The following is a 22,941-nucleotide window of genomic DNA, read 5'->3' on the forward strand; positions in this document are numbered from 1 at the left end:
ATCCGTGCAGCGTTCCCGGAATGCGTCAGCGGTCGACGCACGGGGGCGGTTTCGGGTTTACTGGCACAGCTTCGGCTCGCGGCTGGAAAAGCTGCGGCATTCTGCTGGACTGCTGTCGTACAAGATGGACGTTGCCCACGCGGGTTGCGTGAGAACCACCGGCTTGTGGCCTCGAGTGGTCGAGCAGGACATACCGGCCCGTCTGGGCAGGCTGGATTCGCAACGGGGATTTCCATGAAACTTCTGCAACTGCTGCGCGACGCCGGGGCGACGCCGCGTTATCGACTGGTCGCCAGTGCGGCGCTGTCGGCGCTCAGCAGCACGCTGGTTCTGGCGCTGGTCAATACCGCGGCCGAGGAAATCGCGTCCGGCCAGCATCGCGGCGTCGACTGGACCTTGGCGGCGCTCTTCCTCGGCTGCATCGGCGCCTGTTTCTTCGGTGAAAGCTACCTGATCGGCAGGGTCAGCCGCGATATCGAACGGGCCCTGCATCGCCTGCGCGGCTCGCTGGTCGACCACCTGGGGCGTGCCGACCTGTTGCAGGTGGAACGGTTCGGCGAAGGCCGGCTGTACCAGAGCATCACCCAGACCAGTGCAACGATATCCCGCGATGCACCCTATCTGGCGATGAATTTTCGCTCGATCATTCTGGTGGCGGCGATCATGGGCTATATCGGCATGCTGTCCTGGATCGCCTTGTTGCTGGTGGTCCTGGTCATCGTCCTGGCCGGTCGCGTCTACCTGCGGATGACCCACCGGGTACAGGCGCGTTACCGCGATATGCTGCACCAGGAGACCCAGCTGTTCGAGGGCGTCACCGACCTGTTCGACGGCTTCAAGGAGGTCCGCCTGAGCAGCACCCGCAGCCATGACCTGGGCGAGGCGTTCGGGCGGGTTTCGGAGCAGGCCCGGCACGCGGCGGTCGATGTGCAGGGCAGTGCCTTTCAACAGTCGATCTTCGGCCAAGTGGCGTTTTTCTTCCTGCTTGGGGTCATCGTCTTCGTCGCGCCGGCCTACTCGACCGGGTTCAGTGCCGACGTGGTCAAGGTCACCACCGCCGCGCTGTTTATGATCGGGCCGCTGTCGTCGGTGTTGCAATCGGTCACGCTGCTGGCCTCGGCGGAGGCGGCGGCAGCGCAGATGTTTCAGCTCGACGAGCAATTGCAGGCGATGGCCGAACCCGCGGCGGACGACCCGGCGCGGCCTGACGATGACTTCGAACAGCTGTGCCTGCGTGATATCGCCTTCGCCTACCCGGCCGCCGACGGCGAACGGCCATTCGCCATCGGGCCGCTGGAGCTCAGCCTGCGTCCCGGAGAAATCCTCTTTATCACCGGCGGCAACGGTTCGGGCAAGACCACCCTGGTCAAGCTGCTGGCGGGGCTCTACGCGCCGCAGCAAGGCACGATCGAGATCGATGGCCGGGCGGTAGGCGCGGCGGGGTTGCAGCGCTACCGGGAGATGATCGCCACGGTGTTTTCCGACTACCACCTGTTCCGCCGTTTCCACGGGCTGGGGCCGTTGGACCTCGAGTACGCCACCAGCCTGCTGGCGCTGCTGGAGATGGATCAGGTGACGCAACTGCAGGCCGGAGGATTCACCCGGGTCGACCTGTCCGCCGGGCAGCGCAAGCGCCTGGCGCTGATCGCCGCCTTGCTGGAACGCCGTCCTGTCCTGCTGCTCGATGAGTGGGCGGCGGACCAGGATCCGCGTTTCCGGCGCAAGTTCTATCGGGAGTTGCTGCCACGCCTGCGGGCGGAGGGGCGGGCCGTGATCGCGGTGACCCATGACGACCACTATTTCGATGTCGCCGATCGACGCCTGCACCTGGAGTCGGGTCAGCTACGGGCGGTCCTGGACAGCGCGGAGCGCCCGTCATGAAGCATCTGCGTCGATTGGTCGAAGGCTTGCCGCGCAGGGTGCAGCAGCTGCTGGTGACCCACAGCCTCTTGGGCGCGGTGAGTACCACCGCGACCCTGATGATCCTCACCCTGTCCGCGCAGAACGCCCAGGCCGGTACGCCGAACCTGCTGTGGTTACTGGGCCTGATACTGACGGTATTGTTGTTCGCCGCCACCCAGGCCAGCCTGCTGGGTACCCTGGCCGAGGAGATGGGGGCCTTTGTCCATCGGCAACGGGTGGCGATTTTCCAGGACATTCGCCAGGCGACACCGACGGTGTTGGCCAGTGTCGGACGCCAGCCGCTGCACGCCATGCTGACGCGCGATACCCAACTGGTTGCGCAGCAATTGCCGATGATACTCATGGGGTTGCAGCAGGCGGTGCTGCTGGTATTCGTCTCGTTCTACCTGGCCTACCTGTCGCTGATGGCGTTTGTCGCCGCAGCATTCTTCGCGGCCCTGGCGTTGGGCTTTCACAGCCACCGTATGGGCGTGCTGGCGCAGGAAAAGCGCCAGGCGGTGGCCGACGAGGCGGAGCTGTTCGACGGGCTGCGGGACATGCTCGGTGGCTTCAAGGAACTCAAGCTCAGCCGCGCTCGCCGTGCCTCGCTGACCGAGGCCATGGCCCGCGCCTCCGAACGTACCTGTGACGCCAACAGTTCGATTCAGCGCCGCTGGGGTCGGCAGTATGCCCTGGTGCAGATCATCTTCCATGGCCTGATCGGGATCATGGTGTTCGTCGCACCGCTGCTGGTCGAGCACTACCAGTCGGTGGCGGTGTCGGCTACCACCGCCGTTCTGTTCATGCTGGGTCCGATCTCGACCTTGGCCATGGTGCTGCCTGCCGTGGGCGAGGTGGAAAACGCACTGCGGGGCATCGACGCGCTGCGCCGCCAGTTGCGCGAGGCCCTGGATGCCGAGCCGGAAGAAGATGGCCAGCCGCTTGCGGCGCGGGTCACCCACATCGAGTTGCGCGACCTGCGTTTCCGCCATGCGGAACGCGACGGCACACCAGGGTTTGCCGTGGGGCCTATTTCGGCGCGTTTCGACAGCGGTCAGGTCACCTTTATCACGGGCGGCAATGGGGCGGGTAAATCGACCCTGCTGCAGCTGCTCACCGGCCTGCTGCAGCCGCGCTCGGGGCAGCTGCTGGTCAACGGTCAGCCGCTGGCGGTGGGGCAGGCGCAGGCGTTCCGCGACCAGGTCTCAGCGGTGTTTTCCGACTTCCACCTGTTTCGCCAGCTCTACGGCATCACGCCGCCGACCCCGGAGCGGGCCGAGGCGCTACTGGACTGGGTGGAGATGCGGGGCAAGGTCAGTTTGGAGCAGGGGCGTTTCAGTACCACGGAGTTGTCCAGCGGTCAGCGTAAACGTTTGGCCCTGTTGCTGGTGGAGCTGGAGGATCACCCGATTATCGTGCTCGACGAATGGGCCGCCGACCAGGATCCGCATTTCCGTCAGGTCTTTTATGAGCAGATCCTGCCGGCGTTGCGCGCGCGCGGCAAATTGCTGATCTGCGTGACCCACGACGACCGCTATTTTGCCGTGGCGGACCAGGTGCTGCACCTGGACGAAGGCCGGTTGCGTCAATAGCCACGGCCCGCCATGGCGGCTGGCTTGCCTTGAGACAGGCGACCGCGTACCGTCGAAAATCAGCGGGCAGCGCCGGATCGCCTGGCTGTCAGCCACCGAGCAGAGGCTCCACCGGACGCTTATGAAGACTTGCTACCGCGCCAGTTGTTTTCTTCGTTTTCTTCTCTGCTACCTGCTGTTGCCTGTGGCGGGCCATGCAGTGGCGGCGCCCGAGCCGCGCCCGGCCGTTGCCGGGGCGGCCCTGCCGTATCGACCCGACGCGATTCCAGTCGCGCAGTATGACCCGACTTCGCTGCAGGACCGGACGCGCTTCGAGCGCTCCGTGGTTCAGGACCGTTTCCTGGCGATCTACAGCGGCTCGACCAGCGGAATCCATTACCAGGTCGCCAGCGCCCTGTGCCGGGCCATGGCCCTGGACTACGCGCAACATGGCATCCGCTGCGTCGCCTTGCCGTCGGCGGGGGACACCAGCAACCTGCAGCTGTTGGGCCAGGGACGGGCGCAGGTGATACTGGAACAGTCCGATACCAATTTTTTGCTGCAGTCCGGTGCGCTGTCGGCACCGGGAGCTCGCTCGCTGATGTCCCTGCACGAAGAAACCGGCATGCTGGTGGTGCGCCGGGGCAGCGGTATCCAGGGCCCACAGGACCTGGCCGGCAAGCGCATCGACCTGGGCCCGCGGCGGGGTGCCGGGCACAGCCTCTGGCACGACTACTTCAAGGCCCTGGGGGTCGCGCAGGAGGATCTCGTTCAGATCGATGGCCTGCCGCAGCCACTCGACCGCCAGGCCTTGTGCGATGAGCGTATCGATGGCTTGGCCGTCTGGAGCGGCCATCCGGAAGCAGGGCTCGAGCAGCTGCTGCGACACTGCGACGCCGAGCTGATCGGTTTATGGGACGAGCGCCTGACCCCCTTGCTCGAACAACGCAAATTTCTCTCGCGGCAACAGCTGGACGCCGGCACCTATGCCGACCAGGCCGCAGCGGTGCAGAGTTTTGGCATCAAGGCTTCGTTGATCGCCTATGCCCCAATGGAGGAGGACATCGCTTACTGGCTGGTACGGTCGACGGTCGAGCATGTCGACTACCTGCGGGCCCAACACCCGGCCCTGGCGGCGCTGCAACCGCGGCGGATGTTCAGCGAGGGTAATTTCCTGCCGTTCCATCCCGGCGCCGAGCGTTACTGGCGAGAACATCCGCCGGGCCAGAGCGTCCCCGTGGCGGCATCGTCGGCGGCCGCTCGGTAGCGCGTAGGGCCAGGGATTTTGGGGGCCAGGCCCGGCTGTTCGACTCCGCCATACGGCGATGCGGCGGTGCCAGGTCGACGTTAGGCGCCGCTGACCTGCCCTACAAAAACCCTGCAGCCATGGAGTGCGCGGGCGCTAACGGATGGGTTAGGCGCACGGGTGTTGCCGGCTGGCGGGGATGCGGCAATCCAGGCGGGCAGGGGCAATGATCGCGCCTGATCAGCGACGCAGGAAAAGAGTGATTTCTTATCCACCGCCGCTCCGCACGATGGATGCATTAAGGCGTCATGCAGCCTACACACGCAGGCAGTGGCGCACCGAGGGACCCGTCATGCCCGCGAATGCGGGTATCCGCAGCCCTGCGCACTTGCAGTGAAGACAGTCTCCACGCCAGGCACCTCGGGCGGTGGTTCAATCCTCGGCGCTGCGGCGTTCCACCTGGGTCGCGCGGTGGTCCTGCGGCACGGTTGGCGCGGCAGGGACCGGCAATTCCGGCGGCCCTGTTCGCCTGCCGGCGATGGGCGTCGCCAGGGGGTGGCCCGGATCGTCGGCCGTTGCAGTGGCCGGGCCGGGGCTTTGGCGCAAATCGCCGGCGGCCGGTGTGGCGTTCGGTGGCGTGATGGGCAGCGGCTCGTTGGCCTCGACCTTGTCCGGCTGCAGGGCGCCGGTATCGCCGGTGTTGAGGATCACCGGCAGGCCGTCGCGACCGCCGATGATGATCATCTTGCTGTTGTTGGAGGTAGCCAAGGCCAGGGTCGCCTCGACACCGCGCAGGCGCAGGTATTCCTCGGTGATGGTATGCGAGACGATGTCCTGGAATTCACGCACGCCTTCGGCCTCGATCTTCTTGCGCTCGCGTTCGCGCTTCTCCCGTTCGATGCGGAAATCGTATTCGAGCATGACATGGTACTGCTCGACCTTGCGCTCGATGGCGCCGGCGATGGACTCGGGCAGGGTGACGCTGCGGATCAGCACGTCCTCGACCTCGATCAGCCGTCCATGGGTGCTTTGCAGGGCCACCGGAGAAGCCAGTTCATGCACCATGCGCTGCAGGATCTGCGCCTGGATAAACGCCCGCGCGCTGGTGTAAAGCTGCTCGGGGGTGTAGGTGGAAATCAACGAGCGCGCATGGGAGCCGATCTCCGGATAGACCATGACTTCCGGGTAGTCCGGCCCCACCAGTCGGTGCAGGTCGCCAACGCTGTCGCGGTTGATCCGATAGCGGACCGCGATCTCCACCTGCATGCTCAGGCCGTCCGACGAGATGGTGTCGTAGATGCGCGCATTGTTCTGCAAACGGGCGTCGTAAAGGATCACGCTGTCCCAGGGCAGGATCAGGTTGACGCCCTCATCGAAGTGGTAGTCGGTCACGGTGCCGCCCTGGAAGCGTTTCCAGTGCACGCCGACATGCCCCGCCGGGACACTGATGAAGATGTAAGGCGCGAGGGCGATCAGCCCCAGCAGCAGCATCAGCACCAGGGCATACAGCTGTATCGCGTTGCGCACGCACCAGGTATGCACGGCCTGGCGGATACCGGCGTGGGCGTGGGGCGTGGGCATGGGCACGGACTCGCGGGTTGTCGAGCTCATCGGCGATCCCGCAGACGGGCTTCTTCCATTTGCTGGCGGACGGCCTGGGACGGTCGACAGGCCAGTTGGACAAGAAAATCAATGGGTGGGGTCAGGAAAAACGCCAGCACCAGGTGACCGACGAAGCCTATGGTGGTCTTGCGGCCCATGATCCCGCAGACACTGCAGGCCAACAGGTAGAGTAAACCGACGGCGGCGGACATCTGCACTACTCCAAGGGGTCCAGCAGGGGCATTCGCCGTGGCCAGCCCAAGGCGCCTGCGCCATGGACTATTGCCGATCGACGGCGTGAATTCAATTGAATTTGCCAACGCCGGGCAGCCGGGCGCCGACCTTCGGCGCCCTGGCCAACGGGCCGACGCGTCATTCGCCTAGACCGGCGCATCGACATCGCAGGACGTTTGGTCTTCGGCCAGGATCTGCGCCACCAACAGATCGTCGATCACCTGGGCCATGGCCTTGACCGTGGGCGCCGCATAGGCGCTGGCGGCGGGGATCTCCACGGCGAACTCGCTGCGCAGGCGGGCGATGATCTGCAGGGCGACCAGGGAATGCCCGCCCAGGGTGAAGAAATTGTCGTCCAGCCCCAGTTCGGTCACGCCCAAGTACTCACGCCAGACCGCGGCGACCCGCGCCTGCAGTTCCCCTCGCTCATCGAGGCTCGGCAGGTCCGTCACGGCGGGCACTGCAGCCATGGGGCTGGCGGCTTGCGGCGCTGGCGCCAGCGCGATCCCATCGAGCAGCGCCAGCAAGGTGCCGGCGTCCAGCGTCACCCGCGTGGTGGTGGGCAGCTGCGCCAATTGCGCCAGTTGCTCGGCAGCCGGTTTGGACGACCAGTGATGCTGGGCCGGGCCAAACCCCAAGCTCACCTCGTGCAGCCCGGTACCGCGCTCGACCCAGTGCCGCTGGCGTGCGAAGGGGTAGCTGGGCAGCGGTACGCGCCGGCGCGGTTGGCCGTCGTGCAACAGACGCCAGTCCGGCTCGAATCCGCCCGCCCAGAGACCACCCAAGGCCAGCAGCATCGCGCCCTGGGCCGACGCCGCGGCATCGCGGCTGGCTGCGGACGAGAGGATCAGCCGCGCGCCGAGCGGGGCCTGGGCGCGCAGCAGGCCGCCGAAGGCATCGCTCGGACCGATTTCCAGCAAGGCGTAATCGCCGTCCGCCAGCAGGCGCTCGATGCCCTGGTAGAAGCGCACCGGTTGGCGGATATGCCGGCCCCAGTACGCCGGGTCCGTCGCCTCGTGCGCCTCGATCCAGGTGCCGCTGATATTGGACAGAAAAGGGATACGTGGTGGGTTCAGGGTGACGCCGCGGCACAGTTCGGCGAAGGCTGAAGCGGCCTCCTGCATCATTGCTGTGTGGAAGGCATGGGAGGTGTCCAGGCGGCGCCAGGCTATGTGCTGTTCGCTCAGCCGATTTTCCAGCGCGGCCAGGCGGGCAAACGGACCGGCCACCACGCAGAGGTGGGGGCCGTTGAACACCGCCAATTCCAGCCCGTCACCCAGGTGCGCGCGCAGGCTGGTTTCATCCAGACTCACGGCGGTCATGGCGCCCTCGGGCTGGGCGTCCATCAGCCGGCCGCGGGCGGCGACCAGGCGCAGCGCATCGTCCAGGTCGAACACCCCGGCCAGGGTCGCGGCCAGCAGCTCGCCCAGGCTGTGGCCGATCAGCGCCGCCGGCTCGATCCCCCAGGCGCGCCACAGCTGGGCCTGGGCATAACCCAGGACGAACAATGCCGGTTGGGCCAGCGCCGTGCGTTGCAGGGCTGCGGCCCCGGCCGCGGGGTCCAGCAGCCAGGGGGTGAGGTCCTGCTGCAGGTGCAACGCCAGCTGTGCGCAGCAGTGATCGAGCGCCGCGCGGAACAGCGGCTCGCTGTCGTAGAGTGCCCGTGCCATGCCCGGGAACTGGGCGCCCTGGCCGCCGCAGACGAAGGCGACTGCGCGCGCCTCGCTGCCGGCTGGCGCGTCCAGGCGCAGGCACTGACCCATGGGGCCGAGCGCCAACACCCGGCGCAGGCTCTGCCGCGCACGGCCCTGCTGCAGGGTCCAGGCCGCGTCGGCCAGGGCGCCCGGTTCGGCCTCTTTCAGCGCGAGGAGCATACGGTGTTCCAGGGCGTCGAGCGCCGCTGGAGTACGCGCGCTGAGTGGCAGCAGCTGCCAGGCGCGCGTCGGCTTGGGAGAACCCGCCAGAACGGGCGCTTCCTGCAACACCACATGGGCGTTGGTTCCGCCAAAGCCAAAGGACGACACGGCGGCGCGGCGCACGCCGTCGACAGGGTTCCAGGCGCTGGCCTGGGTGTTGACGTAGAAGGGCGTCTGGCTGAAGTCGATGGCCGGGTTCGGGCTGTGGTAGTGCAGGCTCGGCGGCAACGTGCGATGGCGCAGGGCCTGCACCGTCTTGATCAGACCCGATACCCCGGCGGCGACGTCGATATGTCCGGCGGCGCTTTTCAACGAGCCGATGGCGCAGAACCCCTTGGCCTGGGTGCGCTGGCGGAACGCACGGGTCAACGCCTGGATTTCGATCGGGTCGCCCAGGCGAGTCGCGGTGCCATGGGTCTCGACATAACTGATGCTGGCCGGGTCGATGCCCGCCATGGCATGGGCGGCGCGTATGGCGTCGCTCTGGCCGGCGGGGCTGGGGGCCATGTAGCTGACCTTGCGCGCACCGTCGTTGTTGATCGCCGCGCCGAGGATCAGCGCGTGAATGCTGTCGTTATCGGCCAGTGCGTCTTCCAGGCGCTTGAGCAGCACCAGGCCAACGCCGTCGGACGGCACGGTGCCGGCGGCCTGGGCATCGAAGGCGCGGCAATGGCCGTCGGGCGACATTACCCCGCCCGGCACATGCAGGTAACCGGACTCGGCCGGTACGCGCAGGGCGGCGCCGCCGGCCAGGGCCATGTCGCATTGGAAGCCCAGCAGGCTCTGGCAGGCCATCTGCACCGCCACCAGGGAGGTGGAACAGGTGGTCTGCACCGCCACCGCCGGGCCGGTCAGGTTCAGGCGGTAGGCGATCTGCAGCGCGGCGTGGTCCTTGTCGTTGGCGATCGCCAACTGCTGCGGGTCGACCGTGCTGGCGATACCCGGCTGCGACAACAGATTGAACAGGTAGGAGCTGAGCTTGACCCCGGCATAGACACCGATCAGGCCTGGGTAGCGGCTGGGGTCGTAGCCGGCGTGTTCCAGCGCGGTCCAGGCGGTCTCCAGCAGCAGACGCTGCTGGGGGTCGGTCAGGGCCGCATCGCGCGGGGTGTAGCCGAACAGCTCGGCGTCGAAGCAGTCGTAGTCCGGGATCACGCCGCGCACGGGCACATAGTTGGGGTGATCGCGCAGGCCTTCGTCGACGCCCTTGGCCGCCAGCTCCTCGAGGCTGAAGCGGGTGGTCAGCTCCTCGCCGGCCACCAGCCGCCGCCAGAATTCGTCGACATCCGCGGCGCCGGGAAAACGTCCAGCCATGCCCACTACGGCAATGGCATCCACGGGAATTTCACTGCTCATGGGTGACGGCCTCTGGGGTGTGAAGGGCGGTGATCGGGCATCAGTTGTTCTCCCGGGGGCTGCGTCGGCGCGCGCGGGCCGCGGTTTGCCGGGCGGCGCGCGCCTGGGCATCGTCCTCGGGGGCGGCGGTCTGGCCGTCGAGGTAGGCGGCGAGGGCACGGATACTGGCGTGGCTGAACAGCTCGAGCAGCGGCAGGCGACGATCGAACACCTGCTCGAGCCGGGCATGCACCTGTACCAGTAGCAGCGAATGGCCGCCAATCTCGAAAAAGTTCTGCTCCGCGCCGATGCTGTCGAGCTGCAGGGCGCTGCGCCAGATCGCGCCGATCCGCTGAGCGGTGCTGTCGCCGAGGGGCAGCGGCGCCTGTTTCACCACGGCGCGGCTGGCCAGGCGCTCCAGGGCGGCCTGGTCGCGCTTGCCGCTGGCGGTCACCGGCAAGCGTTCGAGCACCGTGCAACTGCTTGGCACCAGGGTCGCCGGCAGCTGTTGGCGCAACTGCGCCAGCACCAGCTGGGCCAGCGCCAGGCGTTTCGCCTCGCGCAACGGCTGGTTGGTATAATGCTCGGCCGCTGGCCGCGGGGCCGCGCCGAGGCCCGCCGGCAGGGGCCCACGGACAAAGGCCAGGTCGCAGCGATCGGGTGCCGCCGCAGCGCCTGTCCAGAGTTCATACAGGCGCCAGCCTGGGGCCAGCGCGTGCCACTGCTGCAGGGTTCGAGCGGGGGACGTTGGCAGCAACAGCTCGCCCAGGGTCGCTTGCGGGTCGCCGTTCAGCAGGCCGTCATACAGCGCCAGGTCGCCGCTCAGGCAGGTCCGTGGCTGGTCGCGCAGCAGCAATACCCGGGCGTCTGAATGCTGCAACCGCTGCTGCACCCGCTCCGCTGTCGGGATCTCCTCGATCCGCTCCACTGGCGTCGGACCGCCGCGTTTGCGCAGCACCACGTCGTAGCGAAAGCGGGTCAGTTCGTTGTCCGGGTCGCCGTCCTTGCCCAGTACGAAGACGCTTTCCAGCATGCCGAGGCGCCCGAGCAGGCTGGCAAAATAGGCCGGCGCGACCAGCAGCTCTTCGTTGCCGGCGGCGCTCGCTGCGGCGTAGTGCCTGGCCTCCAGCAGCGAGGTGCGCGGCGCGGTGGTGGCCTTGGCGACGGTGGCCAGAACCGGTTCCAGGTCGAGGTTGAGCAGGTCGCCGATAAACAGGTGGCCGCCCGGTGCCAGTGCCCGCAGGGCACGCTCGATGACCCGCAGCAGGTAGTCGGCACCCGGGAAGTACTGCACCACCGAATTCAGCACCAGGGTGTCCCAGGCACCGTCAGCCAGTGGCACGCTGAGCGCGTCGCCGAGGGTCAGGCTGACACGGTCGGCCAGCGGTGCGGGCAGGTGCTGACGGATATGGTGCAGCGCCGCGGCGCTGAAATCGATGCCCTGATAACGCTCGCAGTGGGCCAGCAGGCGGAAGGCGATCAGCCCCGAGCCGCAGCCGATTTCCAGGATGCGCCGCCCACCCAGTTCCACGATCCGCTGGGCAGTGGCCTCGGCCCAGCGGCGCATGCTGTCCCGGGGCATCGGTCGGCCGTCGAGGCGGCTGGCCCAGCCGGTCAATAGCAGGGTCGGGTCGGGGTCCGTCGCCCCGGCGTAGGTCGCCTCGTACAGGGCGCGCCACTGCGCCACCCGTTCGTTCTCCAGGCCTGCAGCATGGCCCCCCTGGGGGCGGGCGCTGACAAAGGCCGCCAGATGGCCACCGGCCGCGTCGGCGACCAGCACCACCGCGGCGTCGGCGACCTCGGGGTGTTGCAGCATGCGGGCCTCGATTTCGGCCGGCTCGATGCGCACGCCGCGCACCTTGAGTTGGCGGTCGGCGCGGCCATGGAACGCCAGGCGCCCGTCGCTGCGCCAGCGCGCCAGGTCACCGCTGCGGTACAGGCGCTGCGGCGCTTCTCCGGTAAAGGCCGCGGCGGTCGCCAGGGGCAGATTGAGGTAGTGGCTGGCCAGGCCGACCCCGCCGATGCACAGCTCGCCCAGGGCGCCCAGGGGCACTCGCTGGCCTGCCGGATCGAGCAGCCGGATCTGGACATTGCGGATCGGTTTGCCGAGGGTAACGCTGGCCCCGTCGAGTCGTTCCCAACTGGTCCAGACACTCGCCTCGGTCGGCCCATAGCCGTTGTAAAGCCGCAGCCGCGTCGCCCAGCGCGTTGCCAGGGCCTCGGGGCAGGCTTCACCCGCCACCATCAGGCTGTCGAGCCGGCTGTTCGCCGGATCGAGCACGGCGAGCGCCGAAGGGGTGATGGTCAGGTGGCTGACACGGCCCTGGTCCAGCGCCGCCTCCAGGGCCGCCGGCCCCAGCAGGCTGGTCGATGCCACCACCAGCGTGGCGCCGCAGCCCCACATCATCACCAGGTCGAACACCGAGGCATCGAAGCCGGGCGAGGCCCAGGCCAGCACGCGGCTGCCAGGGCCAATGCCCAGCAGCTCGGCCTGGGCCGCGGCCAGGTTGCCAAGGCCGCGGTGGGGGATGGCCACGCCTTTGGGTTGGCCGGTGGAGCCGGAGGTGTAGATGATATAGGCCAGCGCTTCGGGCGCCGCTGTCGCCGCAGCGTGCCAGGGCGCGCCGGGGCGGGCGAGCAGGCTGGCCACGCTGATGCCGGGAGCGTCCCCATCGCATTCGCCCAGGGTCAGGACGGGCGCCGCATCGGCGAGCAGGGCCCGCAGGCGTTCCGCCGGCTGGTTCGGCTCCAATGAGACAAAGACCGCACCCGCCAGCCACACCCCGGTCGCGGCGATGACCCGCTCGAGGCCGTGGGGCAGGCACAGCGCTACCCGATCACCCGCTGCCACGCCATGGGCCTGCAGGCCCGCGGCCAGGTGCCGGGCGCGGCGGTCCAGCTCGGCAAAACTCAGCTGCTGGTGGCCATGGCTGACCGCCGGACTGTCGGGGCGGCTGCGCACCTGCTCGGCAAATAGCTGCAGCAGCGGCAGGCTGTCGGCCTCGGGGCCATTTTCCCAGGCGGCCAGGCGCGCGTTGTCCGTGGCGTCATTGAGATCGAACTGGCCCAGCGGTCGACTTGGCTCGGTCAGCACGCCGTCCAGCAACCGGACATAGGCCTGCCAGAGGCGCTCGGCGCTGCTGCGGTCGAACAGCTCCTCGGCATAAAACAGCAGCGCCTCGATGCCGTCGGTTTTTTCGAACAGGTGCAGCTCCAGGTCGGCCCGGGTGCTGACGTGCTCCAGCGGGCAGGGCGTCAGCGTCAGCCCTGCCACCTGGGCGCCGGTCATGGGGGCGTTCTGCAGGGCGAAGACCACCGAGGACAGCGGATTGCGCCCCGGCGTGCGTTCCGGGTTCAGGGTCTCCACCAGCCGTTCGAAGGGCAGGTCCTGATGGGCGAAGGCCTCGAGTGTGGTGTGGCGCACCTGCACCAGCAACTGCGCGAAGGTCAGCGCCGCATCGGTGTCGATCCGTATGATCAGGGTGTTGACGAAAAAGCCGATGATGTCCTCGAATTCCTGCCAGCGCCGGTTGGCGATGGGAATGGCGATGGCGGCATCCGGGCAACGCGACCAGCGCGCCAGCAGCGCCCCATAGACAGCGAATAGCAGCATGAAACGGGTCACCCGGTGCTGGCGTGCGCAGGCATCCAGGCGCGCCAGCAGCCCGCTGTCGAGCCAGCCGCCCACGGCGGCGCCGCGCGAGTGGGTGCCGCCGCCGCGCGGGCGATCGGTGGGCACATCGAGGGGTAGCAGCCCCTGCAGTTGACGGCACCAGTAAGCCAGCTGGGCGTCCTGCTCGCCACGCTGGGCCTGCTCGCGCTGCCAGTCGGCATAGTCGGCATAGGCCAGGCGTGGCGCCGCTGGCCCGGGGTGGCCGGCCAGGTGCGCGGCATAGTGTTGCGCCACCCGTTGCTGCAGCAGCCCCATGGACCAGCCGTCGCCGGCGATATGGTGCAGCACCGTCACCAGCACATGCTGCTCGGCGCCCAGGCGCAGCAGCGTAACCCGTAGCGGGGGCGTGCGGGTAAGGTCGAAGGGCGCCATGGCCGCCTCCTGCACCTGCTGCTCGAGGCGCTCGGGCTGGCTGCTCAGGTCGATCAGGGTAAAGGGCAGCCGGTCCTCGGCCAGCACCTGCCGGCCCGGTGCGCCGTCAGCAAACTGGTTCGCGGCGTAGCGGCTGCGCAACACCGCCTGGTCAGCCTGCAATTCGGCGTAAGCGGCCTGTAGCGCCGCTACGTCCAGCGGGCCTTGGACATGGCTGGCGATCGGCATGTTGTAGGCCGGTGACAACGGGTCGAGCTGCTGGGTGAACCACAGGCGTTGCTCGGCGAAGGACAGGCGCAACGGCTCGCCCAGTGTCCGCGTGAGGCAGGCATGCGGCACGTTCAGGTCGGGCTGGGTGAGGTCATTCACGGTTGACGCTCCAAGGGCTCGGCGGCGGCGAACAGGCGTTGCAGCGCCTGGTCGAGCGCCGTGGCAGTCTGCTCCAGCAGGGGTGGCTGCAGCAGGCTGTAGTGGTCGCCGGCCAGCGGCAGCATCGCCACAGGCTGCTGGGACAGCGCGGCCCAGCCACAACTGGGATCGTCTGCATGGCGCGCGAGCAATGCTCGGCTGGCCAGCAGCGTTACGGGGCAGGCCAGGGTCGGTGGCGTCCAGTGCCGCGCGGCGGCCAGGTTGCCGCGGTAACGACGCAGTTGCGCCGGCAATTGCACCTGGACGCCACTGACCTGCTGGATCCACCCGGCGACCCGATTCAGGCGTGCCTCGCTGGCCAGCGCGGCCAATTCCGTACGGCCGGGGCCCGGTTGGCCGCAGTGGCGTGCGGTGGCGCCGATGATGTGCTCGAGCAGATCCAGTTCATCGGGTTGGACGACGCTGGCCAGGCGTGTCGCGTCCGCCACCTCCTGGTCAAGCACCAGCACACCGGCCACCCGTACACCGACCGCCAGCAGTGCCCCGGCCAGCTCCCAGCCCAGGGCGGCGCCAAAGGAGTAGCCGACCAGGCACACCGCGGCGCCCTTCAGCTCGGTCAGGTCGGCCGCCAGTTGCGTCACCAGTGCCTGGGCGCGCTGTTGCAGCGTGGCGTCCGTTTCCTCGCCCTCCGGCTGCTGCACGCCGAGTACCCGGCGACCGCCGGACAGTTGCCGCGCCAGCGCCACGCAGGGAAAGATCGACCCGGCGACATCGTGGGTAAAAATCACCAGACCCGGCCGCGCGCCCGCGGCCAGCGGCACCAGGGCGGTGCGCACGGCGACGCGCGATGGCGCGTCGAGGTAGGCGGCCAGAGACTCGAGGCGCGGGTAACGCAACAGCTCGGCCAGGCCGACCACCGGGCCGTAGTGAGCCTGCAACTCGCCGAGCAATTCCATGGCCAGCAGCGAATGACCGCCGCAGGCAAAAAAATCGTCGTCCAGGCCGTACTGGATCAGCTCGGGCCGCGCTCGGTCGGCCGCGCTACGGCCGAGCAGCCTGGCCCAGCAGTCGGCCAGCAGGCGCTGGCTGGCGCTCCGGGCTGGGCGGTAGGGCGCGGCGGCTGAGGGCGCCGCATTTTGCGCCAGGGTGCGCCGGTCGAGCTTGCCGTTGGGCAAGCGCGGCAGTTCGGCCAGTTGCTGAATGATCGGCCGCAGGTAAGGCGGCAACAGCACGGCCAGGCGCCGCTCCAGTTCAGCGGCGTGCAGCGTGATACCGGCTTGCGCCACCAGATGGGCCCGCAGGCGGCCATCGGGCCCCAGGTCGACGCTGACGGCGGCGACCCCGGGTTGCTGCAGCAGCAACTGTTCCACTTCCTCGGGCTCGACGCGTCGGCCGTTGATTTTAAGCTGCCGGTCGAGCCGGCCCAGGCATTCGAACAGGCCGTCGGCACGCAGCCGGGCGACGTCGCCGGTGCGGTAGCTGGGGCCCTGGGCAGTGGTCTGGAACCGCTCGGCACTCAGTTGCGGCCGGTTGAGGTAGCCCTCGGCCAGGTTCTGCCCGCTTAGCCACAACTCCCCGGGACGCTCGAAGGGCGCCAGGTCGTCCCACAGGTCGCGCACCCAGGCGCCCATGCCGGCCACCGGGCGGCCGATCGGCAAACGGCTACTGCTGTCCGCCGTACAGTCGTGCCAGAGCGCATCGATACAGGCTTCGGTTGGTCCATACAGGTTGCAGATGCGCACGGTGGGCAGGCGTTGGCGGATGCGCGCGCAGACCTCGCCGGTCAGCGCCTCGCCGCCGGCAAACAGCTGGCGCAGGGCACCGCAAGCGGCGATGCCAGGGTCGGTGAACAGCTGCGCCAGCCAGCCGGGGGTTCCCTGCAAGTGTGTGATGCGGTGGCGCTGCAGGGCATGGATAAGGGCCTGGGGGTCGCGTTCGGCATCCGGTGGGGCGAACACCAGGCGTGCGCCTGACAGCAGGGGTGCGAAGATCTCCCAGATCGAGGCATCGAAACCGATGGAGGTCTTGTGCAGCACGGCATCGCTGGCGGTCAGCGGCCAGTGGCTCAGCCACCAGGCCATATGGTTGACAATGGCCCGCTGTGGCAACAAGGCCGCCTTGGGCAGGCCGCTGGAGCCCGAGGTGTAGATGGCATAGGCGATGGCGTCGGGCGACGCCGGCAGCAGCGCCCGCGCCGGTGCCTGCTCGATCTGCGCCCAGGCGCCCTCGAGGTCGAGCTGCCGCGCCGGGCCAATGTCGATGTCCTCGGCGCCGTGACGGTCGCACAGCAGCAGGTCGGCCTGGCAGTCCTGCAGGTGTTGGCGCAGGCGTTGCCCAGGCGTCTGCGGCGCGAGCGGAACAAAGACCGCGCCGGCCATCAGCACGCCCAGGTAGGCCACGGCCAGCGGCCAGCCGCGGTCCAGCATCACCAGCACCCGGGCTGCGGGTGGCGTACCGGTCTGGCCCAGGTAGGCGGCCAGGCAATGGGCACGACGGCGCAGTTCGGCGAAATCCATCTGGCCATCCGTCCACTCCAGTGCGATGGCGCAGGGGGTGGCCGCGGCCTGGGCCTCGAACCAATGCTGCAGGCTGGCGTGCGGCAGCAGTGCTGGCGAAGCTTGACCCAGGGCCAGCAGCGCCGCGCGCTCGCGCTCGCCGAGCATGCCGACCTCGCGCAGCGGGCGCCCCGGCGTGGCCAGCAGGCCCCGCAGCAGCTGGCCGAAATGCCCGGTCATGGCCTCGACCGTGGCACGCTGGAACAACTGGGTACGGTAGACCAGCAGCAGGCGCAGCTGCGTCTCGCCGAGGAACAGGTGGCACTCGAGGTCTTCCTCGCTGGCCACCAACGCGCCCGGCAACGGCTCGACCTCCAGACCCGCCAGGGGGGCGGTGCCGGCTGCCACGCTGTGCAACAGGAAACTGATACGACTGGGGTTGCGCTCCAGTCCGCTGTCAGCCTGGGGCAGGGCGCGCACCACCTCGGCAAAGGGCGCGTGTTTGTGGGCGAAAGCGTCCATCACCACTTGGTGCACCTGGGCGAGCAGGGCGTGGAAATCGCCCTCGCCGGACAGGCGCAGGCGCAGCGCGACCTTGTTGACCAACAGCCCGATCAAGGGGCGTAGTTCGGGCTGTTCGCGTTGGCTCAGGGTGCTGGTCACGGCCAGGTCGGTGCGCCCGCCATGGCGAGCGAGCAGCACGGCAAACACGGCCAGGCAGACGACAAAGGGGCTCAGCCCTTCGCCGCGGCAAAAACCCAGCAAGGCCTGGGTGTCGGCCTCGTCCAACTGCATCTCGACCCGGTCCGCCTGCGTCTGCCCTGGCGTCTCTGTGGTCGAATCGCCGGGCAGGCTGAACGGCTCGAAATCCTGCAGCTGATCGCTCCACCAATGGACCTCCTGGACACAGCGCGCGCGCTGCTCCGGCGTGGCCAGCCAGGCGGCGTAGTCGCCGTACTGGATGGCCAGCGGCGCGGTGGGCGGCTTGCCAGCATAGGCCGCGGCGATCTCGCTCAACAGGATTTCCAGGGACGCCGCGTCACCCGCCAGGTGGTGCAGGGCGACATACAGCACCTGGACCTCGGGCCCCAGGGGGATCAATCCGACCCGCAGCGGTTGCTCGCGGGTCAGGTCGAATGGACGCCGGGCCTCGGCCAGCCGCGCGTCGAGGGTCTGGCGGCACGCCGGCGGCTGTTCGAGCAGGTCGGCGGCGTGAGCATCCGCCGCCAAAAACGGCCTGCCATCGCGCATCACGAGACGGCTGCGCAGCAGCTCGTGGCGCAGGCCGACAGCGGCCAGGGCGGCACGTAGGCGCAGGCGGTCGAGTCGACCTTTGAGCAGGTTGGCGTGAAACATGACAAAGGGACTGCTGTCGGCCACCTGGTCGACGAACCACAGTGCCTCCTGGGTCGGCGTCAGGGGCGCGAGGGCGCCGTGGCCGCGGCGGACGATGGCCGGGCGGACCGGCGTGGCGGCGCCGCCCCGGCGGCGCTCGGCCAGGCGCTGCAATTGCTCGGGGGTCACGCGGTCACCGCGGGTGGGGCCAGTCGGTCGACGATCAACTGGCTGAACTGGCGCAAGCTGGGGTACTCGAACAGCGCTGCCAGCGGTATCTCCAGGGCGAACTGCACGCGTACGCGGGCGACCACCTGGGTGGCCATCAGCGAGTGGCCGCCAATGGCGAAAAAGTCCTCGTCCAGGCCGATCGAGGGCCGTGCCAGCACCTCGCTCCAGATCGCCGCGATCTGCCGTTGCAGGGGGTTCAGCGGCGCCTGCAGGCTGTCCTCGGCGGCCGCCAGGATCGGTGCCGGTAGCGCCGCGTGGTCGAGTTTGCCGTTACTGGTCAAGGGCAACCGGGCCACGGCAACAAAAGCCAGGGGGATCAGGTAGTCCGGCAGCCGGCCTGCCAGGTGGCTGCGCAGCTCGGCGGCGCTGGGCGGTGTCGGGCGATTGCTGACGAACCAGGCGGCCAGCGCCAGGTCTGCGTCGGGACGCCGCCAACCGGCCACCGCGCAGGCCTCCAGCGCCGGGTGCTCGAGCAACTGGCGCGCCGCCTCAGCGGGTTCGATGCGGTAGCCGCGGATCTTCAGCTGTTCGTCGGCGCGGCCCAGGTAAAGGATTTCACCCTCGGCAGTCGCCACCCCGAGGTCGCCGCTGCGGTACAGCCGCGCGCCTGGGTCGCGGCTGAAGGGGTCGTCGCTGAAGCGTTCTGCAGTCAGCTGCGGCCGCGCCAGGTAACCCTGAGCCACCCCGGCGCCGCCGACATGCAGTTCACCGATCGCCCCGGCCGGTACCAGGCGCCGTTGCGGGTCCAGCAGGTACAGGCGCATATGGGGCAGCGGGCGACCGATCGGACTGCCGCCGCCGTCGCGGGCGTCGGCGTGGCTAAGCGCACGGGCCGTCACGTGCACGGTGGTTTCGGTGATGCCATACAGATTGACCAGCCGCGGTCGACAGTCGCCATGGCGTTCGAACCAGGGCAGCAGGCTGCGCGGCTCGAGTGCCTCGCCGCCCAACAGGATCCAGCGCAAGGCCAATGGGCTGCTGTCCCGGGCATCGGCGGCGATCAGCTGGAGAAAGGCCGAGGGCGTTTGGTTGAGCACTGTCACCCGCTGCTCGGCCAGCAACCGGCGAAAGGCGTCGGTGGCCCGGGCGATGGCGCTGGGCACCACCACCAGGCGTCCGCCGCTGAACAGCGCGCCCCAGATTTCCCATACGGAAAAGTCGAAGGCGGTGGAATGGAACAGCGTCCAGACGTCCTGGTTGTCGAAGCCAAAGCGCTGTTCGCCGGTTTCAAGCAGGGCCTGCAGACTGGCGTGGCTGACACAGACGCCCTTGGGCGTGCCACTGGAACCGGAGGTAAAGATCACATAAGCGGTACTGTCCGGCGTGGCGGGGGGAGAGGCGCAGTGCGCGCTGGTCACGGCCGCCTCCAGGTGCAGCAGCGGCAGCCCAAGTGTCGCCGCGCGGTTGGCCAGGCCGGCCTGGGTCAGCACCAGGCCACCGCAGTCGGCGGCGATGGCCAGCAGGCGTGCGTCCGGGTTGCCCGGGTCGAGCGGGACATAGGCGGCGCCGCTCTTGAGCACGCCGAGCATGCCCACCACTAGGTCGCAACCGCGTTCCAGCAGCATCAGCACCCGCGTGCCCGGGCCCACGCCCGCCGCGCCGAGCAGTGCCGCCAGACCATTGGCGCGCTGCTCCAGATCGGCATAGGTAAGCATGCCATCCTCGCCGCTGACGGCAATGGCCTGCGCCTGCTCCCGTGCCCAGTGGCCCAGGCGCGCCAGCAGTGTGGTGGTCCCCGCGGGAGGCCGGTAATCCGGGTTAAGCCGCTCGAGCAGCGCCTGTTGCTGCGCCAGGCTCAGCAGCGGCAGGTCCTGCAGCGGCGCATCCGGCTGCTCCAGAGCGGCGCGCAACAGCACCAGCGCCTGTTCGGCCAGGGCCTGTGTCCGCGCCGGACTAAACAGCGCGCCACGGCACGGCAGGGCCATTTCCAGGCCGCCGTCGGCCAGCGGGCGGAACTCGAAGGACAGGTCGAACTTGGCGACCGGGAAGCCGAAGGGGTGGTCGCTGATGGCCAGGTCGGCCGTGCTCAGGGCGGCGCCTGGCGATTGCAGGATCACCATCACGTCGAACAAGGGCGTGCGTCCGGGTTCGCGTGCCGTGTCCAGCTCGGCCACCACCTGGTCGAAGGGATAACGTCCATGGGTAAACGCGAGCAGGCTGGTGTCACGGACCGCGCCGAGCAGCTGGCGAAAGGTCATGCCGGGGACCAGGTGGTCGCGCAGCACCAGGGTATTGACGAAGAGCCCGGCGATGCCGGCCAGGTCCGGGTGCTCGCGCCCGGCCACCGGCGTACCGACGCTGATGTCGAATTCGCCGGTGAGGCGATGCAGCAGGGCCTTGACCAGTGCGGTCAGGCCCATAAACAGGCTGGCCTGTTCGGCCTGGACGAGGGCGCCGAGGGTGGCCAGCGTGTGCGCATCGACATGCGCCACCTGGGTGTGCCCGGCGAAGTCCCGCGTGGCAGGGCGCGGCAGGCCCGGCGCCAGGTCCAGGCGCGGCGGTACCGGGGTCAGCGCCTGGCGCCAATGGTCGCGGGCGGCGGCGGCCGCGGGGCTGCTCAGCCAGTCCGCCTGCCACAGCACATAGTCCCGATAGCGCAGCGGCAATATCGGCAAGGGGCTGGTATTGCCGGCCGCGTACAGCGCCAGCAGGTCGTTCATCAACAGCGGCACGCTGGCACCGTCGGCAACCAGATGATGCAGGGTGAGTTGCAGCAGGTGGTCCTCGTCCCCCAGGCAGAGCAGGTGCGCCTGCAAGGGTTGTCGGCCGAGGTCGAGGGGCTGGCTGGCCAGGTCGACCAGGGTCTGGTCCAGGTCGTCGCCCGCCGTGCTCCGCTGGAGGTGCACACGGCGTGGCGGCAACACGCGCATGCGCGGTCCCTGTTCGCTGTCGAAAAAGACCGTACGCAGGCTTTCGTGGCGCTGCACCACGCCGTTCAGCGCCCGCTCCAGCCGCGTCACATCCAATGGGCCGCGCAGGCGATAGGCGCCGGGCACGTTGTAGGCCCGCTGGGAGCCAGGCCAGCGCTGATGCAGGGCCCACAGTCCCGCCTGGGCGTGGCCCAGCGGGTAGTCCTCACATTCCGCCGCCCGGGCAACCGGTGCCGCCAGCGGCGGGCCGCTCGCCCGTTCGGCGAGTCGCGCGGCCAACTGACGGGGGGTCGGGTGGAGGAACACGTCCTCGATGCCGAGAGGGCGGCCCAGGCGATGCGCCACTTGCGCGACTATGTCGAAGGCACTCAGCGAGTGGCCGCCGGCGTGGAAGAAATCGCTGTCGGCGTGCAGCTGCGGTGCCGCCAGGACGTCGCGCCAGATCTCGGTCAGCGCCAGCTCGAGGGAGTCGCCGGGGCGTTCGGTAAGGGCGCTCATGGGGCTTTCGCCGGTGCGGTGGGCGCCGGGTCGACGCTGATCTTGCTCGACTGGGCATCCCCCAGCGACCAGACGTAGTCCATCCGCGCGAAGTCGCCCGGTACGCCGGGAAACACCTGGGACAGGGCGAAACTGCCCGCCTGCGGCGCGCCGAAATAGCCGATCAGGCTGCCGTCGGGTTGACTCTTGAACAAGGGCAGGCGGCTTTGGCTGTGCTGGTTGTCGATCTGCCCGGTTTTTTGGAAGTCCTGCGCCGCCTTGGCGTCGGCGAAGAGTTTTTCGCGGAAGGTGCTGATGCGCGGGCCGATGCTGGCGCGGGTATGGCAACCCATGCAGGAGGAGCTGGCCTGCTGGCCCGTTTCGATCTGCGAGTTGGCGATCAGCAGCGGATTGCCCAGCTCGTCGATGTAGTCGACCATCGCACCGCGCAGGCGGTAGTAGTTGAACGGGGTGTTTTCCAGGCCGAAATCCTTCGGCGCGTCGTTGCAGCCACGCGGCCGCTGGGGGCAGGCGAAGGCGTCGACCGAGGGCAGCATCCAGCCCTCGTCCATGATGCCGGTGCGGTAGGGGTTGTCGACGTGCTCGAAGGTCGACCAGTGCCAGCCGGTCGAGTACTTGGCCATGATATGCATGCCGGTCAGGCCCAGCAGTTGGGTCGAGCCGTCTTCCTGGGTGAACTCGGACCAGCGGTAGTAGGCCTTGTGGTCCTCGGGAATCAGGCGCCAGACCGCCTTGATGATGATGGCGCCGTCGGGAAAGCGGATCGGCATGTCGTGGTAGAAGTAGTACTCCTGGATCGAGGCGTCATACAGGCGACTGCTGCGGATATAGTCGTGGGTGAGGCGGTTGTAGCGCACCTCGTACTGGGCGAAGTTGTCCTTGGTCAGCGGCACGCCCCGCAAGTCGATCAGGCTCTGCAGCTGGTCGCTGTCGTTTTCACCGGCCTTGATGCGGTGATCGGTACCCACCTTCAGGGCATCCCAGGCGAGGGGTTCGGCTGCCAGGGGCAGGTACACCAGTTCGGTGCGCGGCCAGGTTTCCCACACCGCCGGGGCCTGGCTGGCAAGGCTCTGCTGACCATCGGCTTCGCGTTTGGCCAGGTCGGCCGGCCAGTTGAGGGCGACGAACAAACGCCAGGCGAACTGGTCGGCCTGCTGCAGCGACTGCAGTTTGTTCTCCGCGTTCACTGCCGGTATCTGCCAGGCGTCCTCGGCCCGGGCGTTCTGGCCCAGCAGCAGGCACGCCGTCAGCAGGGGGATGCCGCACACCTTCACCATCACCTTTGCCATCAT

General features: G+C 68.6%; 10 protein-coding genes. 3 read left to right on the forward strand and 7 right to left on the reverse strand.

The features are described from left to right. The first annotated feature begins 234 nt into the window (after window positions 1-234). The 3 genes from ABWY06_RS04465 (at window position 235) to ABWY06_RS04475 (ending at window position 4,740) form a co-directional block, all read left to right on the forward strand. The gene (locus ABWY06_RS04465) at window positions 235-1,881 is read left to right on the forward strand and encodes a cyclic peptide export ABC transporter (RefSeq protein ID WP_353924365.1); all 1,647 of its coding nucleotides are present in this window, start codon (window positions 235-237) and stop codon (window positions 1,879-1,881) included. Beyond that, complete coding sequence (locus ABWY06_RS04470; RefSeq protein ID WP_353924366.1) at window positions 1,878-3,494, forward strand: cyclic peptide export ABC transporter; 1,617 nt, start codon at window positions 1,878-1,880, stop codon at window positions 3,492-3,494. Before ABWY06_RS04465 ends, ABWY06_RS04470 begins: the two co-directional genes overlap by 4 nt. Window positions 3,495-3,615: 121 nt before the next feature. Next, window positions 3,616-4,740, forward strand: coding sequence for a TAXI family TRAP transporter solute-binding subunit (locus ABWY06_RS04475; protein ID WP_353924367.1), 1,125 nt, complete (start codon window positions 3,616-3,618; stop codon window positions 4,738-4,740). Window positions 4,741-5,151: 411 nt separating this feature from the next. Here the strand turns inward: ABWY06_RS04475 and ABWY06_RS04480 are convergent, their stop codons facing one another. The 7 genes from ABWY06_RS04480 to ABWY06_RS04510 all read right to left on the reverse strand — a co-directional run bounded on the left by ABWY06_RS04480 (window position 5,152) and on the right by ABWY06_RS04510 (window position 22,941). After that, window positions 5,152-6,330 carry a prohibitin family protein gene (locus ABWY06_RS04480; RefSeq protein ID WP_353924368.1) on the reverse strand — a complete coding sequence of 393 codons (1,179 nt, stop codon included), beginning with the start codon at window positions 6,328-6,330 and terminating at the stop codon, window positions 5,152-5,154. Further along, window positions 6,327-6,533, reverse strand: a complete 207-nt coding sequence (locus ABWY06_RS04485) for a hypothetical protein (protein ID WP_353924369.1) — start codon at window positions 6,531-6,533, stop codon at window positions 6,327-6,329. Before ABWY06_RS04485 ends, ABWY06_RS04480 begins: the two co-directional genes overlap by 4 nt. A 168-nt stretch (window positions 6,534-6,701) precedes the next feature. Beyond that, entirely contained in the window at window positions 6,702-9,827 is a 3,126-nt protein-coding gene (locus tag ABWY06_RS04490) for a type I polyketide synthase (protein ID WP_353924370.1), read from the reverse strand. Between the two features lie 40 nt (window positions 9,828-9,867). Then, window positions 9,868-14,220 carry a non-ribosomal peptide synthetase gene (locus ABWY06_RS04495; RefSeq protein WP_353924371.1) on the reverse strand — a complete coding sequence of 1,451 codons (4,353 nt, stop codon included), beginning with the start codon at window positions 14,218-14,220 and terminating at the stop codon, window positions 9,868-9,870. Next, a complete protein-coding gene (locus tag ABWY06_RS04500) occupies window positions 14,217-18,239 on the reverse strand; it encodes a non-ribosomal peptide synthetase (protein WP_353924372.1) in 4,023 nt (1,340 codons plus the stop codon). The genes ABWY06_RS04495 and ABWY06_RS04500 overlap by 4 nt, the downstream gene beginning before the upstream one ends. Next, a complete protein-coding gene (locus tag ABWY06_RS04505) occupies window positions 18,236-21,649 on the reverse strand; it encodes a non-ribosomal peptide synthetase (RefSeq protein ID WP_353924373.1) in 3,414 nt (1,137 codons plus the stop codon). The genes ABWY06_RS04500 and ABWY06_RS04505 overlap by 4 nt, the downstream gene beginning before the upstream one ends. Next, window positions 21,646-22,941 (reverse strand): hypothetical protein, encoded by a 1,296-nt coding sequence (locus ABWY06_RS04510; protein WP_353924374.1) that lies wholly within the window; start codon window positions 22,939-22,941, stop codon window positions 21,646-21,648. The genes ABWY06_RS04505 and ABWY06_RS04510 overlap by 4 nt, the downstream gene beginning before the upstream one ends.

The organism is Pseudomonas sp. (assembly GCF_040514055.1).
In the GTDB taxonomy this organism is placed as follows: Bacteria; Pseudomonadota; Gammaproteobacteria; order Pseudomonadales; family Pseudomonadaceae; genus Aquipseudomonas.

Bases quoted from the DNA above. Each gene is read 5' to 3' on its own strand.
- ABWY06_RS04465 (WP_353924365.1), top strand. From the start codon at position 235: ATGAAACTTCTGCAACTGCTGCGCGACGCCGGGGCGACGCCGCGTTAT.
- ABWY06_RS04470 (WP_353924366.1), top strand. From the start codon at position 1,878: ATGAAGCATCTGCGTCGATTGGTCGAAGGCTTGCCGCGCAGGGTGCAG.
- ABWY06_RS04475 (WP_353924367.1), top strand. From the start codon at position 3,616: ATGAAGACTTGCTACCGCGCCAGTTGTTTTCTTCGTTTTCTTCTCTGC.
- ABWY06_RS04480 (WP_353924368.1), bottom strand. From the start codon at position 6,330: ATGAGCTCGACAACCCGCGAGTCCGTGCCCATGCCCACGCCCCACGCC.
- ABWY06_RS04485 (WP_353924369.1), bottom strand. From the start codon at position 6,533: ATGTCCGCCGCCGTCGGTTTACTCTACCTGTTGGCCTGCAGTGTCTGC.
- ABWY06_RS04490 (WP_353924370.1), bottom strand. From the start codon at position 9,827: ATGAGCAGTGAAATTCCCGTGGATGCCATTGCCGTAGTGGGCATGGCT.
- ABWY06_RS04505 (WP_353924373.1), bottom strand. From the start codon at position 21,649: ATGAGCGCCCTTACCGAACGCCCCGGCGACTCCCTCGAGCTGGCGCTG.
- ABWY06_RS04510 (WP_353924374.1), bottom strand. From the start codon at position 22,941: ATGATGGCAAAGGTGATGGTGAAGGTGTGCGGCATCCCCCTGCTGACG.